Annotated in this window: 18 protein-coding genes and 4 pseudogenes; 11 read left to right on the top strand and 11 right to left on the bottom strand. The window is 67.4% G+C overall.

Features of this window, described 5'->3' with window-relative positions; translation table 11 throughout:
* Nucleotides 1–203: 203 nt before the first annotated feature.
* Nucleotides 204–1082 carry a hypothetical protein gene (locus tag AS594_RS37350; RefSeq protein ID WP_069931087.1) on the bottom strand — a complete coding sequence of 293 codons (879 nt, stop codon included), beginning with the start codon at nucleotides 1080–1082 and terminating at the stop codon, nucleotides 204–206.
* A gap of 10 nt (nucleotides 1083–1092) precedes the next feature.
* The gene (locus tag AS594_RS37345) at nucleotides 1093–1656 is read right to left on the bottom strand and encodes a papain-like cysteine protease family protein (protein WP_069931086.1); all 564 of its coding nucleotides are present in this window, start codon (nucleotides 1654–1656) and stop codon (nucleotides 1093–1095) included.
* A 404-nt stretch (nucleotides 1657–2060) separates the two neighbouring features.
* On the opposite strand from AS594_RS37345, the pseudogene AS594_RS46905 reads away from it, so the two are divergent.
* Nucleotides 2061–2201 (top strand): annotated as a pseudogene (locus AS594_RS46905) (transposase); the annotation flags it as partial.
* 71 nt (nucleotides 2202–2272) lie between these two features.
* Nucleotides 2273–3298 (top strand): IS4 family transposase, encoded by a 1026-nt coding sequence (locus AS594_RS37340; RefSeq protein ID WP_079148520.1) that lies wholly within the window; start codon nucleotides 2273–2275, stop codon nucleotides 3296–3298.
* On the opposite strand, the gene AS594_RS43520 is transcribed toward AS594_RS37340, so the two are convergent.
* Nucleotides 3217–3489 (bottom strand): hypothetical protein, encoded by a 273-nt coding sequence (locus AS594_RS43520; protein ID WP_069936085.1) that lies wholly within the window; start codon nucleotides 3487–3489, stop codon nucleotides 3217–3219. The genes AS594_RS37340 and AS594_RS43520 overlap by 82 nt on opposite strands.
* Nucleotides 3489–3887, bottom strand: a complete 399-nt coding sequence (locus tag AS594_RS37330) for a transposase (protein ID WP_141746929.1) — start codon at nucleotides 3885–3887, stop codon at nucleotides 3489–3491. Before AS594_RS37330 ends, AS594_RS43520 begins: the two co-directional genes overlap by 1 nt.
* A 1095-nt stretch (nucleotides 3888–4982) precedes the next feature.
* On the opposite strand from AS594_RS37330, the gene AS594_RS46900 reads away from it, so the two are divergent.
* From AS594_RS46900 to AS594_RS45135, 5 genes are all read left to right on the top strand, one after another.
* Complete coding sequence (locus AS594_RS46900; RefSeq protein ID WP_256097118.1) at nucleotides 4983–5162, top strand: DUF6233 domain-containing protein; 180 nt, start codon at nucleotides 4983–4985, stop codon at nucleotides 5160–5162.
* Nucleotides 5163–5377: 215 nt separating this feature from the next.
* A complete protein-coding gene (locus tag AS594_RS37320; RefSeq protein WP_069931396.1) occupies nucleotides 5378–5635 on the top strand; it encodes a hypothetical protein in 258 nt (85 codons plus the stop codon).
* 8 nt (nucleotides 5636–5643) lie between these two features.
* Nucleotides 5644–6012, top strand: a complete 369-nt coding sequence (locus AS594_RS37315) for a PIN domain-containing protein (protein WP_069931395.1) — start codon at nucleotides 5644–5646, stop codon at nucleotides 6010–6012.
* Nucleotides 6013–6311: 299 nt separating this feature from the next.
* Nucleotides 6312–7034, top strand: coding sequence for a hypothetical protein (locus AS594_RS43515; protein WP_069931083.1), 723 nt, complete (start codon nucleotides 6312–6314; stop codon nucleotides 7032–7034).
* 81 nt (nucleotides 7035–7115) lie between these two features.
* Nucleotides 7116–7700 carry a hypothetical protein gene (locus AS594_RS45135; protein WP_069931082.1) on the top strand — a complete coding sequence of 195 codons (585 nt, stop codon included), beginning with the start codon at nucleotides 7116–7118 and terminating at the stop codon, nucleotides 7698–7700.
* A 456-nt stretch (nucleotides 7701–8156) separates the two neighbouring features.
* Here the strand turns inward: AS594_RS45135 and AS594_RS42045 are convergent, their stop codons facing one another.
* From AS594_RS42045 to AS594_RS43510, 3 genes and pseudogenes are all read right to left on the bottom strand, one after another.
* Nucleotides 8157–8462 carry a DUF6355 family natural product biosynthesis protein gene (locus AS594_RS42045; protein WP_079148517.1) on the bottom strand — a complete coding sequence of 102 codons (306 nt, stop codon included), beginning with the start codon at nucleotides 8460–8462 and terminating at the stop codon, nucleotides 8157–8159.
* A 9-nt stretch (nucleotides 8463–8471) separates the two neighbouring features.
* Nucleotides 8472–8870 carry a hypothetical protein gene (locus AS594_RS37300; protein WP_176733066.1) on the bottom strand — a complete coding sequence of 133 codons (399 nt, stop codon included), beginning with the start codon at nucleotides 8868–8870 and terminating at the stop codon, nucleotides 8472–8474.
* Nucleotides 8867–9719: pseudogene (locus AS594_RS43510) on the bottom strand (IS5 family transposase). The gene AS594_RS37300 and the pseudogene AS594_RS43510 overlap by 4 nt, the downstream one beginning before the upstream one ends.
* 108 nt (nucleotides 9720–9827) lie before the next feature.
* Here AS594_RS43510 and AS594_RS37285 point away from each other — a divergent pair.
* The 3 genes from AS594_RS37285 to AS594_RS37275 all read left to right on the top strand — a co-directional run bounded on the left by AS594_RS37285 (nucleotide 9828) and on the right by AS594_RS37275 (nucleotide 11263).
* Entirely contained in the window at nucleotides 9828–10139 is a 312-nt protein-coding gene (locus tag AS594_RS37285; RefSeq protein WP_069931081.1) for a group II intron maturase-specific domain-containing protein, read from the top strand.
* A 337-nt stretch (nucleotides 10140–10476) separates the two neighbouring features.
* A complete protein-coding gene (locus AS594_RS37280) occupies nucleotides 10477–10692 on the top strand; it encodes a hypothetical protein (RefSeq protein ID WP_069934051.1) in 216 nt (71 codons plus the stop codon).
* 181 nt (nucleotides 10693–10873) lie between these two features.
* Nucleotides 10874–11263, top strand: a complete 390-nt coding sequence (locus tag AS594_RS37275) for a hypothetical protein (protein WP_069931079.1) — start codon at nucleotides 10874–10876, stop codon at nucleotides 11261–11263.
* Nucleotides 11264–11659: 396 nt separating this feature from the next.
* On the opposite strand, the gene AS594_RS37270 is transcribed toward AS594_RS37275, so the two are convergent.
* A complete protein-coding gene (locus AS594_RS37270; protein WP_069931078.1) occupies nucleotides 11660–11875 on the bottom strand; it encodes a hypothetical protein in 216 nt (71 codons plus the stop codon).
* Between the two features lie 37 nt (nucleotides 11876–11912).
* Between AS594_RS37270 and AS594_RS37265 the strand changes: the two genes are divergently transcribed.
* Nucleotides 11913–12290, top strand: a complete 378-nt coding sequence (locus tag AS594_RS37265; protein WP_167368147.1) for a transposase — start codon at nucleotides 11913–11915, stop codon at nucleotides 12288–12290.
* Here the strand turns inward: AS594_RS37265 and AS594_RS42040 are convergent.
* From AS594_RS42040 to AS594_RS37255, 3 genes and pseudogenes are all read right to left on the bottom strand, one after another.
* Nucleotides 12201–12479: pseudogene (locus tag AS594_RS42040) on the bottom strand (IS30 family transposase); the annotation flags it as partial. The gene AS594_RS37265 and the pseudogene AS594_RS42040 overlap by 90 nt on opposite strands.
* Nucleotides 12480–12523: 44 nt before the next feature.
* Nucleotides 12524–12625: pseudogene (locus AS594_RS48200) on the bottom strand (acetaldehyde dehydrogenase (acetylating)); the annotation flags it as partial.
* 49 nt (nucleotides 12626–12674) lie between these two features.
* The gene (locus AS594_RS37255) at nucleotides 12675–13490 is read right to left on the bottom strand and encodes a 2-keto-4-pentenoate hydratase (RefSeq protein WP_107358154.1); all 816 of its coding nucleotides are present in this window, start codon (nucleotides 13488–13490) and stop codon (nucleotides 12675–12677) included.
* Between the last annotated feature and the right edge of the window lie 136 nt (nucleotides 13491–13626).

Raw genomic sequence — 13626 nt, 5'->3', positions numbered from 1 at the left:
ACCGCTGCGGTGGAAGGCACGAGGCGAGTAAATGACCCTGATCGAACGCGGCCGTTGCGGTGGCTGCGGCCCCGACCAGATGCCTGGTCGGGGCCGCGTTGCTGCCGGGCGGATCTCACACGAAGTGGTGGCGGAGGCACAAGAGCGGTGGGGGCGGCAGCTCGCGCCGCCGCCGATCGTGGGACACCGACTCAGGTCAGGGCTCAGCCAGTGCTTGCGCGCCGGCGTCGGCGGAGCACGACAGCCCCGCCCGCGAGGGCGAGCGCCGTGCCGGAACCGCCGACGAGGAGTGGGGTGGAGGCCGACGCGCCGTCCTCCTTGTGCTGTGGGCTGGAGCCGCTGGAATAGCCCTTGGTGTCGTACTCCGATCCGGGCAGTTTGTCGGCGTAGCGGGCCTTGACCAGTTGCTGGTACTCGCTGAGCGATACCGACGCCTGACCGTTGAGTCCTTGCCGGGCGTGGTCGTTGAGCGGTTCGACGGTGTTGAGTTTGAGCTGGTACCAGCCGCGGATCTGGGGCTCGGTGAAGACCAGCGTTCCCACGGTGGCCTTGCCCGCGTATGAGGCGTCGCTGTCGCCGTCGCGTACAGCCGCCAGGTGCCAGCCGCCGCCCTGGGTGGGGGCGAGCATGACGGTGGCCGTGCGGCCGTTGACGGTGGTGCTCAGTGAGGAGACCAGCTGCGTCAGCTTGATCGCTTCAGTGGGCAGAGGCCGGGCGGTGCCGGCGACGAAGCCGGGGGTGATCTCGTTGAGGGCCAGCGGGTCCCTGATCGTGAAGGTCGGGAGACCCTGGCACGGCTCGTTCATCTCAGGGATCGTCTGCACCGGGCCGCCGGTCCCGGTGGGCAGCGGGGTGCGCAGGAAGCGGCAGACGGCGTTGCGGACAGCGGTGGACTTCACCGCGTCGAGGGCGGCCTGGTAGTCGGGGATGTCCGCGGGCAGCGGGTCCTTGGCCGGGGCCGCGTGGGTTGGGCCAAGGACGGACAGCAGGGCGGTCGCGCTCAGGGCGAGGACGATGGACAGGCGGGAGGAGCGGGAACTTGTCCTTTTGGCGGACGTTCTGGTGTTGCTGGTGTCGCGCATGTCGCCTGCCTTAACGGGAGATGCCGATGCGGGAGTGGGTCCACTTGGAGGAGCTGTTGCTCACGTAGTCGTTGTAGTTCCACCACGTGTACGTGGCGGTGTCCGGCCATGGGTCGGCGACGGCGATGGTGTTGTTCGACGTGTCGAAGCCGTAGACGACGTTCATGTGGCCGCCACCGGACGTCCAGCCGATGCGGGCGGCGACCGGTCGGGCTGCCTTGACGTCGGTGTACACCTGGTTGAACGTGGCCGCGCTGTTCAGACCCGAGCCGGTGTGGGCCATGCCGAGGCTGCTCCAGCCCTTAGCCATGTCGCCGAGTGTGGCGGGCTGGTTGTTGCAGCCGTAGGAGGGCTGGGCCCGGTTGCAGAAGTCCGTCTGGGTGGACCCGTATCCCTGGAACTTGGCGATCGTCAGCCCTGAGGCGACCCAGCACCACTGGGTCTTCTCCTGCTTGTACATGCCGATGTTGTCCTGACCCGCTTCCGCGTGAGCGGTTCCTCCTGCGGCCGCGAGTGATCCCAAAGCGGCCAGCACAACGGCTGTCGCTGCGGTTCCGTACCTGAATCTGCCCATGTTTCTGCCTTCCCCTGAAGGGTGCAACGCGACGAGCGGGGCGATCTGGCAGGAATATGACAGCGCATCATGACGCGGTCCTCCAGGCGTCATGCGCGCATTTGACCCGTACGGGTTATTTGTCGGGTCATCGTAAGTATTAGTGCCTGACTGAGAACCGGTGACGGTAAGTGGAGTGTCACGTTCGGGTGGCGTGGTGATGAGTGCGGTGTAAGCAGAGCAGGACTCCCGTAACAACAGCGGTTGCGAAGCCAAACCGTTGTCCCAGGAGCCCTGCCATGCCGTTGTACCGTTCCGAGCTCTGCGATGCCAACTCTGGCCCCTCTTCTGTGTGTTGCTGCGTGGCCTGCCGGTTCGGCCAGGGAGGTGTGTGTGCCGGGCGTCCGCGGAGGTATCCGTCGGACATGAGCGATGCGGAATGGCTGGTCACCGAGCCGTTGCTGCCTCTGGCCGCTTGGCGGTGGGCTGGGGAGGCCGACCGGAGAAGCACTGCCGGCGAAAGATTGTCGACGCGATCAGGTATGTGGTGGACAACGGCCAATGCCGTTGCTTGAGTGGTCCAAGTAGTTCCTCTCCCAGACACGGTGACGTCGGAGTGCTGGTTCGTTGACCGGGCATGCATCCATGGATCGGGTTATCCGATGATGTGCGACTCGGGTTACTCACCGAGTGGATCGTTCCTGAGTTAGTGGACGAGGTGCTGACCGCGTGTGGTCGGCTGGGTGCCAAGCCCCGCCCTCTGTCGAGCCGGTTCATGGTCTACTTCGTGCTCGCGCTGGCGCTGTTCCAGCAGGACTCCTACGACGATGTCGCGGAAAACCTGGTCGGGGCCCTGGGCGAGATGGACCAGTCGGTCCCGAACAAGTCGTCGTTCACCAGGGCCCGGCAACAGCTTGGGGCCGCACCGCTGGAAGGAGTGTTCCGCCGGGTGGCGGGAGCGATCGCTCCGCCCACACTCGAGGCGGCGTTCTGGCGCGGAATGAGAGTTGCCGCGGTCGACGGGTTCTTGCTGGACGTGCCGGAGAACGATACGACACGTGCCGCTTTTGGTGGGCAGGTGGACAGTGGCGGTCGGCCCGTCGGGTTTCCGCAGGCCAGGGTGGTGACGCTGACCGAGACCGGTACGCATGCGACGATCGACGCGCGGATAGGCAGCTTCAAGGGCGGTGGTGGCGAGCCCGCGCTGGCGACAGAGATGGCCGGCAGTGCCGCCGGCATGCTGGTGCTCATGGACCGCGCCTTCCCCGGTGTCGCACTGTGGAAGGCCTACACACAGGCCGGAGCACACCTGCTGATCAGAGCCCGCACCTTCGTCGCCGCGAAGCCCATGGAGGTCTTGCCTGACGGGACCTATCTGACCCGGATGAATCTCGCCGGGCAGCGGCGCTCCCATCCGGGCGGCGGGACAGTGAGGGTGATTGACTATCAGGTCGACGGCGGCGAGACAACCAGGCTGCTGACCGACCTGCTCGATCCCGCGGCTGGGCCCGCCGAGGAGCTGGCAGCCCTGTATCACGAGCGCTGGGAGGTCGAATCAGCTTACCGGCAGCTGAAGACCTTTCAGCGGGGAAGGGCCCAGGTCCTGCGGTCGGTGTCGCCGGAACTGGTGCGCCAGGAGATCTGGGCCCACCTGACGCCGTAGGCGCCGCCGGATGCGCCGTGGACCTCGCGGATCTCCTCGGCCAGGACCCGGTCCTCCCGCTGCCGGGTGGCCCGGGCCTCGGCGCCGGCGAGCCATTTGTAGTAGCTGGACCGGTTCACGTCCAGGACCTGGCAGAGCCGCTTCACCTCGTAGGTGTTGCGATGGTCGTCAACGAACTGGAAGCGGCTCATCACCAGTTCGTCTCTCCGGCGAAATACTTGGCCGCCTTGCGGAGGATGTCCCGCTCGGTGGCGAGTTTGCGCTCACTTGCCTCGAGCTCGGCCACCCGGGCCTCCAACTGCCGCACCCGCTCGTTCGGATCAGCGGACGGCACCGCCTCCCGAGGCTGGGCGCCCGGCTTCGCAGCCGCGGCGGTGATGCCACGGCGTTCGCGGTCCCGCAGTACCCACTCACGCAGGGTCGCCCGGTTGACGCCCAGGTCAGCGGCGATGCTCTTGTAGATCGCCCCGGGTGTGGACTCGTACAGGGCCACGGCATCGGCCTTGAACTCGTCCGAATAGTCCTTCATCGCCATCGGCGGTCTTCTCGCTTCCTCCGGATCGAGCAGATCCAGTATCAGCGTGTCCACCACTCAGGGGGAGGCCCCCTGACCCCAAGTTGCAGGGCTGCTCCCCGCGCATGCGGGGATGGTCCCGGCGACCCGACCAACCTCAAGGCGATGTGCCACTGCTCCCCGCGCATGCAGTTGCCCACCCGGGATGTCGCGTTCTTTCTTCTGCAGCACCTCGCCAGCGGCACCGGCTACCTGCAGTACGTAGGGACGATGGGTTCGGCCCGTCAGGCGTTCCAGGCCGGTCTTGACACGGGTGGGCTGCACCCTTATTCCGACCGGCACCGATTCCTTCCGCTTCCGCATCACCGAAGCCGAACGAGGCAATCGCTGAACGTTCGAAGTTCCGGCTCTTCAGTCCCGGCGGGAGAGCGGAGTCCGAAGTTCTACCCGGAGCCGGATCGAGGTCTCGAGGGGCAGCCCCACGCCGGAGTAGCGGAGGTCCTTTGAGTAGTTCGCGATGAGGTCGAGATCCCGCTGCTGGCGCTTCTGCCGGCAGTGCTTCATGCCAGCCCATGAGCCGCTCCGCGATGCCAGCCGCGAACACCTTTCGTTCACCGGATGACGTGGCCGACAGGCGCTTCTCCACCGACGCCGAAACTTCCTGCCACGTGTCCATCCAAGCCGCCCCTGGGTCACGAGACCGGCGTCCTCACGCCGGTGACGGCGATCATCGCACCCACCAATGACAAGACCGTGGGCCGGTTCGGCCCACGCAAAAAACCGGGCCCTTCCGCACCGCGCCTGTCAGGGACACGGACCGGCCGTTCCGACCCCACCGCCGTCGAAGGGTGGGTGGCTTCCCGGAGTATGAGCGCACACGAGCTGTGATCCGCCGCCCCCGCGGCGGATCGCAGCGCCGCCTGGGCAATGCCCCTGCGGCAGCGCAGTAGCGAACCTGTGGCAGCCCGCTCGTCGAGGTCGAAGGGTCCTTTGCGCGCCCACCATAGAATAGAACGCGTGTCCGATAATCTGTCGCGGGTGGAGCTGCTCCGCTTCCTGGAGCGCGTCCAGCTCCAGCAGCTCGATCAGACCAGGTGCTGGCTTCACGCAGAGGAGTAGCGCCAGGCCGAGCTGGCTGCTCGCCGGCCGCCCCCACCGCCTCCGGACTGGGTGATTCAGCTCGGCATCGGCGAGGGAAGACCGCCTATGGCCGTACACGTCGGGGCTTGCGGCATGGCGGTCAAGCGCGTTCACGCGATTGACCGGGCGCAGGCGCTGCGGGCGCTCACCGAAGGCATCATTCCGTGTCCCGTGTGCAGGCCAGACCGAGACCTCGGGTACCTCGGCTGAGTCACGCCGACCGCCGTGGGGCCGGCAATCTTCTTCGCCGAGCTTCTCGGTCTCCTTGACCTGTCGGGCCTCCTGTGGGAGGCCGGGAGGGGCGGCGCCTCCCACCACGGGGCCGTCCGCCACCTCAGCTTTGCCAGGGGTCGTGTCTGAAACCTGTCCCGCCGCGAGTAGGGTACGGGTACGTACCCGTACCCATGGGGCCAAGGAGCACGATGATGTCCGATGCCAATGTCCGTATTCCCGAGGAAGCGAAGCACCGGCTGGCGGCCATAGCGGCCGCTGAGGGTTTGTCGCTGCGGGCCTACCTGGCGCGGCTGGCCGAGACGCTGCTGACTCCGGCCGAGCGGGCCGAGCGGGCCGAGAAGGCCAAGGCCGCCTTGACGGAGTGGAGCGGCTACGCGCCGACTGCTGCCGAGGAGCGGGACCTGGACAGTGAGCTGGACCGGCGCCTGGCTCAGGTGACCGGCCGGTGAGCGACGCCATGCACATCGTCCTGGACGACACCGCGATGGCTGCGGCCGACCAGGGCAACGTCCTCGCCTCGCGCCTGATCCACCGCGCCCACGCCGAGGCGGGCTGGTTCCTGTACGCCCCGGCGTGCGCGTTGGTCGAAGCCGATCGCGCCCGGCCCGGCACGGCCGAACACCTGGCCTCCTTGCCCGGCATCACCGTCCTCGATCTGGACCTGGCCGCCGCCCTGGCCGTCGCACGGCAGGAGACCTGGGCCGCAGCACACAGCCAGTACGCCGCGCAGCCCACCGCGGACCGTCCCGACGGAGCGGTCATCGCCACCACCGCCCCGCACCGGTGGGCGGGGGAGCCGGTCCGCGTACTGGACCTGAACCACTGACTCCTGAGCACAATGCGCACACTCCGAGACGTTTTCGGCCCTCGGGATCGCTGGGCTCAGCGCCGCCGAGCCGCGCTGGGCCACCTGCTGCTACGGCCTCGGCACCTGCGTGGCCAGCATGATGACCCACTGGCTCCAGGGCCGCATGTGACTCCGGTGGCAGAAGGGAACCGTCCAGATGAGTGAGCAAGCCCTGGCCTGATCGTTGCCATCGTCTCAACAATCAGTTGAAGGCGAGAGGTGCACCTCCTACGGTGATTTCCCCCCGGCTTCAGCGGGGAAGTTGTCGAAGGGGGACCATGCAGCACGGCAAGACCACCACCGCTGCCATCGCCACGCTCGTCCTGTTAGGAAGCGCCGCCCAAGCAGAAGCCATCAGCGCCGCGCAGGCCGCCACCGGTCGGTACAAGATCCTCAAAAGCCTGAAGTATTCGGGGCCTGGCAACATGCCGCTGCGCCAGGGCTACTTCAAGCGCGTGGACGGCCGCGAGAGCGGCTTCGGCTGGACAAAGGTCAAGAAGAAGCACGCCATCACCAAGTACGGGGCCATCGAGTACATCACCAAGGGCCCCAACCGCCGGCACCAAGGCGGGACGTCGTACAAGCAGTGGGGCTACGCCGGCAAGTACAGGTGCACGAACGGAACGTGCCGCCTCGTCAAGCAGTACAAGGTCATCGTCGCGGTGCAGGAGAGCATCAGGCACTCCTGCCGCGACCGCAAGCCCAAGGGCGTCATCACCGGCTACTGCGAGGGCGTCGTCCGCTGCCCCGCCTGGGTCTCCACAACGCTCAACAAGCAAAACCAGCGCACGGCCTCCCACCTCGCGCCTGCCGAAGGTGAGACGCTGCGCTCCGGGTACAAGCCACTCACCGAGAGCTTCCGCAGCGAATCCACGGTCACGGCCACCACGGTCGACACCTTCCAGCACAAGGCCGGCTACAAGCCGCTCCCGGCCACAGGCTCGGCCGCACGCAGGGCTGAGGAGACCCGCTGCGAGGCGGCCTACACTCCGCTGCGGTAACCGAGGCTGCGGACCATGCACGCCGCCCTGGGCTGGGTAGGCTCAGGGCGGCGTCCCTCTTTCTTGGAAAGCACAGCCGACATGAGCGATACCGAGCACTACGCCGCCTCCTACTCTCCCCTCCCGCCCGCGGCCGGTGCCACCGGCGGTGCGGACCAGGGTGAGGAGGGCGGTGGTGCCGAAGCCCGCTTCCTGCTCCGTGTGGCCTCGCTCGCCTTCCAGCTCGGCCCCGAAGGCGTCGAACTGCAGCAGGTTGACGTGACCAACCGCCGCTTCACCCTCAGTGCCCCTGACCAGCCAGAGGACAGGATCCCCTTCTATGCCGTCGGCCCCGTCCCCGACGACGACACCGAACGCCAGAACTGGGACTACACACCGCTCGCGCCGTCGCCGCCCTGGACCCACCTGGTCTGGCTGGTCCAGCAGCTCGCCACCCAGCTCGACTTCTTCTCCAGCCACGGCGCCCGCCTGACGGGGATCACTGCTCCCTCCCGCTCTTGGGCCGACGTCATCGTCGAACACGGCGGCATCCAGTGGCGGGCGCGAGTCCCACTGGAGGGCCGTCACGAGCCCATCGAATACCCGGGAATGACCCTTGCCGAGATGTTCGGTGAGGGCCGGCACCTCCGGCTTGCCGAAGGAGAGCTGATCCGCGACGCCCTCTGACCGGATGAGCGGCCGGAGGGCCCAGGGCACGGATGTGGCCTCTGCGGCATGCCGCCCTGCTGGCTAACGGCAGCACCCGTCCAGGCGCCGTCCTCCGGCTCGGGAACTCCAATCGCCCGCGGGACAGAGGGGAGCACCCCCAGGAGCAGTCGACGGGCGGGTCGGCGGTGGCCAGTCCGGTGGTAGCTGGGGCGGGAGTGACGGCCTTCGCGCCGGGTACGGCGGCTGCGCAGGGCGAGCAACACTTCAAGGTCTGCCACCAGCGCCCTTCCTGGTCGGTGATCACCGCCAGGACGACCGCCCCGCCGACCCGCCAGGGCTTGGTGCGCTCTGCGTACGCCGCGGCGACGGGCCGCACCACCACGACGACTTCATCAGCGCAACCGGCGACCCCGAGGCTGACTCGTCAGTCGTCGCTAACCTCGTCTCGCCATCAAAATCTCTTCCGTTCGAATTCTAAGCTGGGCGGCAGAGCTTGCCGGTGTACCAAGCATTGCGGATCTGTGAAGTGGTGCCGAGTTGAGTTTTACCGGGGTCGACACAGTGCTTGGTGTCCCACACATTGATCCGGTCGATCTTGATCTGGATTCTGGAACCGTCAGTGGTGCAGTGGTTGTAGAAGGCCAGGTGGTTCTTGGTGAAATACCCGCAGGGATCCGCTGCAGGGACTGCCGCAACCGCGGGCGCTGCAGTAGCCGCTGGAGCGGTAACACTCAGCAGGAGCGCGGTAAGGGCGAGCGGAAGCAGTCGTCGTGTACCCATGAGAGGTCGTTAAGTCCGTTTCTGGTAATGGCCTCGTCCGGGTTGGGTGAGGAAGCCTTGGCGGGTGAGGCGGCCGAGGCGGCTGCGGGTGATGTTGACGGATGCCTCGTCGGTGGGCATGCCGAGGAGTTCGTGCAGCTCGCGAGCTCGGAACACCTGGTCGGGGTGCTGGTTGAACGCGTTCACGATGTCCTGGTAGGCGGTGTTCGCCTCGGGTGGATCGGGTTCGGCTCCTGCTGGTGCGGCCTCCGTGATGACTTTTCGAGTGGTGGCCAGATCCGTGAGTCGCGCTTCGCTCTCGGCCAGGGCAGCGGTGAGGTGCTCGATCTGGCCGCGTAGTTCTGCGGCCCGGGTGGTGGCCTCGTCCTGCTGGGTTTGAAGGTAGGCCAGGAGCTCGGAGACGTTCACGCGGCCAGCCCGAGAATGTCGCGCCAGGCCGGAGCGGGGGTGGTGAGGCGGCGGGCCATGTTCGCGGTGGAGGCCCAGTAGACGCGTGAGGCGGAGGTGTCGGGCCGGTGGTCGTACTCCCGGGCCAGACGCCGGTGCAGCATCAACGTGCCGTTCGTCTGCTCGACCACCCACCGCTTCGGCTGCGGGACAAACCCTTTGCCCTGGTCAGCAGGGTTGCGACGGACGACCTCGACGTCGATGCCAGCAGGACGCCGTGGATGATGACTTCGTCCTTGAAGCCCTGGTCCACCAGCGCTTTCTCCAGGCGCATCCCGCACCGCTCGGCGGCCTGGTCGAGCAGGGCGGTGCCGGCGGCGTTGTCGTGCGCGGAGGCGGCCAGGACGACGACGCCGATGATCAGCCCCAGAACGTCGACGGCCAGTCCCCGCTTGCGCCCCGACACCTTCTTGTTCGCGTCCAGCCCCGTCGTGGTCTTCGGGACACCCGCCGCGGCGCGGACGGACTGCGTGTCGATGATCACGAGGGACGGGTCCTCTAATCGGCGGGCCTTCTCCCGCACCTGGCAGCGCAGGAGTTCCTGGATCCGCTGGTCCAGCCCGTCCTCACGCCACAGGCCGAAGTAGTAAACACCGCCGACCAGGCCGGGAAGTCATGCGGCAAAAGGCGCCACTGACAGCCCGTCCGGTTCTGATAGAAGATCGCGTTCACGACCTCCCGGAGGTCGCAGGACCCGGGATCTCCGGTCGCCGACCGCGCCACCCTGTCCTGCTTCCAGGCCGTGATCATCGGCTCGATCAACGCCCACTGCTCGTCTGATAAGTCGCTGAGGTACGGCTCTCTCTTCACGCTCGCATCTCAACATGGACATGCTCACCAGGCGGCCGGGACGGCGATCAGTACCACGATCGAGCGATCACGAACCGAGGAAGACCGGACTTAACGCCCACTCAGATCATGCGCGGTTGGGCCAACTACTTCAAGCACGCTGTCGCCAAGCATGTCTTCGACAGGCTCGACGCCTTCGTGTGGTGGCGTCTCATCCGCATGCTGCGGGAACGTCACCGATGGAGTTGGGGCGACATCCGCCGCCGGTTCACCACCCCCACCGGGCGGTGGCTTCCGATCGCGGCGGACGGGATCGAGCTGTTCCGGATCGCATCGGTCACGGTCAGCCGTTACCGATACCGAGCCAGCACGATCCCCAACCCTTGGCAGCCTGCGAACCCCCGTCTGACGGCAGAGACCGTGGAGAGCCCGTTGCGTTGAGAGACGCACGGCGGGTTCGGCGAGAGGTCCGGAGAAACGGACCGGGAGCAATCCCGGCACCGCGCTCCGGGCCTACTCAGCGCTTGTCATTTATCCAGCCGGCGGGGCTTGGTGCCCTTCTTGGGATGGGCGGGTCTGGCGTACGCCTCGCCGGTTGCGAGGACCCGTCCCACGTCGTGACGGGTTGCCGAACGGCTGTTTCTTAGCAGTGGCTTAACCGCTCTGTTCTGGTGAGCTGAAACAACCAGCCTGGCCCTGCTGGCCAGGGCCAGAGCACTATCACCGCTGATAGCGGCCTGGCCCTACCCGCAGGGCCGGACCTGGGAGACTAGGGATCATGACCGACCGTCGACCGCTCTCGCTGCCCGCCTTCTCCGAGCCCGCTTCCGACGCTCCCGTACCCGCCCAGGCGGGTGGGCGCCGGCTGATGCCGGTCGAGCAGGGCGCCGACTTCCGCCAGCCGCCCCGCGAGACCGAGCCCGCACCCGCCCCGGCCCGACGTCCGCTCGCCCCCGGCGGCCTCACCTTCTCAGACCCGGACCGCCATATCTGAGCGCTACCACCACGGGTTGCGCCACGTCCAGGACCAGCTCACCACCTAGCCCCACCGCCCGGTATGCCAGCGCCTCCACCTGGACAGTGGTCGTAGCCGGCCCGGCTCCCGCCTCGGATACCGTGTTGCTCTACGGGGTGCCATAACGGATGTGACGCCCCCCACCGGAGGTAGTCAGCGTATGAGTTCAAAGCGCAGCAAGAATCCAGCCCTGCCCGTACTTGACGACGCATACCGACTCGAGTCGGTCAAGGACGCCGAAGAGTCCACCCGTGACTTGGCCGCGCGGCTGGCCACCACCGAGCTGCGCCGCGTTTCCCACCCGGGCCGGGTCACCTGGGAGCCCACCGATCAGGCCGAGCCCGTACCGGTCCCGCCGACTGTGGTCGACGGTGACGGGGACCTGTGGCTGCGGGACCGGGGCACTGGCACCTGGACCATGCCCGAGTTCAACCCGAAGGAGTTCCCGGCCCGCTGTGGCGAGGTACTGACGTGGAACCAGCTTGTCCGCGAGTTCGGCCCGCTGACCGCACTGGCCGACGACCGCCGCATCGGCGGCGGCCGGCGCTGACCGCGCAGCCTTCTGGGATGACCGCGCCCCTGAAGCGCCCGTTACGGGTAGCTGGGAGCTCCAGCTCACCGCCGAGCTCGACGATGGCGGCGAGCAGGTGAGCGTGGTGGTGGCGTGCGACGGCCTCGAGCAGCGTGGTGCGGGACTGGCGCCACCCGATGTCCTCGGTGCGGCCGGCGTCGGTGGACCAGCCGGGTAGCGGTCGGCCTTCAGCTGCCTCAGGTCATACGGTCAAGGGGAGCCGACCACGCCGACTACTTCACTGAGGGACCGTTTCCAGACGGCGGCCCGCCTCGTCGGCAAGCTGCAGGACTCCCGGTCGCCCGGGTACGACAGGCCGGCGCGCGACCACAGCACCGGACCCCGAGCCTCAGGAAGCCCGGGGGCCGGAAGCGGTCAGAGGTTGTCCGGGGTGGCCTGGGGGATTGTCACCGGCCTTGCCCAGTCGACGTCTAGCTTCGTGAGGGCGGCGAGCTGCTCGGCATCGAGCCGGTCCCGCCTCGATTTCGTGTTCGAAATCCATACGCCCGGCTTCACGACCACCGGCTCCGCCTCACCGTCGACCGCCAACTGTTCGCTGTGCCCCTGGGCTTGATCCGCTTTGACGGACATTCGAGATCAGGGGTTCGTCCCCGGGAGGATGTCCATCATGGAGAGCATGGGGAAGAGGAAGCCTCGCCCTCGCCGTTCGTTCACGACGGAGTTCAAGGCCGAGATCGTCGAGCTGTGCCGGCGCGGTGACCGCTCGGTCGGTCAGATAGCCAAGGACTTCGACCTGACCGAAACCGCGGTGCGGGACTGGGTCAAGCAGGCCGACGTCGACGCGGGCGAGCGAGACGGGCTGACCAGCAGCGAGCGCGAGGAGCTGGCGGCGCTGCGGCGGGAGAACCGCCGCCTGCGCGAGGACGTCGACATCCTCAAGCGGGCCACCTTAGATTCAACCGGTCAAGGCAACGCTCTCGGCTGGCGTCCGGAACCCCAGGCACTTGCGCGGACGGTTGTTGAGCTTCGTCGCGATGGCGTCTAGGTCGTCCTGGCTGAAGGTCGACAGGTTGGTCCCCTTGGGCAGGTACTGGCGGAGCAGTTTGTTGGTGTTCTCGTTGGTGCCTCGCTGCCAGGGGCTCCGTGGTGCCGCGAAGAACACGTCGATGCCGGTGTCGGCGCTGAGGCGCTTATGAGCTGCCAGTTCCATGCCGCGGTCCCAGGTCAGCGTGCCGTGCAGGCGGGAATCCATGCGTGCGTAATTCTCGGCCAGAGCGGGAACGACAGACGCCCTGCCCGGGCCAGACCGTCGGAAGCCGGGGCGATGCCCACCATGGCCCCCATCTCAAGATGCTCTGACAGGCGGAGGATCTTGATCATCAGGTCGGTGCCTACATTGCCCGATCCGATGACGGCTACCTTCGTGCGGTCACTCACTGGCTTCTCCTTCGAGGGCGAAACGGACGGCTACTTCTCCCAGGCCGGAGATCGAGGCGGTGAAGGTGTCTCCAGGTACCGCGGCGGTCATCGGCCCCAACGCACCCGTCAGCACCACGTCCCCCGCCTTGAGCGGGTCGCCCATGCGGGCCAGGGTGCGTGCCAGCCATACGGCGGCGCTGAGAGGGCTTCCAAACCAGTCTGCGCCGCTTCCCTCCGAGACCACCTGGCCGTTGCGGGACATGGTCATCTGTACGGAGCTCAGGTCCACGGTGTCCAGATGCGTCTCGGGCTCGCCCAGTACGAACAGGCCCGAAGAAGCGGCGTCCGCGACGGTGTCCACGAGGGTGATGTCCCAGCCGGCGATTCTGCTGTCCACGATCTCCAATGCCGGTACGGCGAAGGCGGTGGCAGCCGCCACGTCTTCGGCTGTGCACTGGGCATCCGGCAGGTCAAAGGCGAGTACGAGTGCGACCTCGGCCTCCACCTTGGGCTGCAGGAGCCGGTCAGGGGGGACGGTGCCGCCCTGGGGCACTGCTATGTCCGACAGCAGGGCGCCGAAGTCAGGCTGGTCGACGCCTAGCTGCTGCTGGACCGCCTTGGACGTCAGGCCGATCTTGCGGCCTACCAGCCGGTGCCCTCCGGCAAGCCGGCGCGAGGTATTCATCCGCTGGACCGCGTATGCGGTGTCAATGTTGCCGTCCGGCAGCAGATCCCGGACGGGCGGGCAAGGCCCGCTTTCAGCGGCGGCCGCCAGAAGGTCTGCCGCCTGACGGACCGCGGCGGAGTTGTCGACAGGCTGGCTCACGGCGAACTCCCGAGCAGGGCGATGGAGGACACGCGTCACCTCCAAGGCGAATGGGGTCGGCCCCAGGTATAGGCAGCTTCTCGGGCACGCGCCAAAACCTGTTCCGTGTGGCGGAACCCCGAAGTCGCAGCTTCCG

This window comes from Streptomyces agglomeratus (genome assembly GCF_001746415.1).
Lineage (GTDB): Bacteria > Actinomycetota > Actinomycetes > Streptomycetales > Streptomycetaceae > Streptomyces > Streptomyces agglomeratus.
Note: the sequence above shows the minus strand (reverse complement) of the source record. Positions and strands in the feature narration are given on the sequence as shown.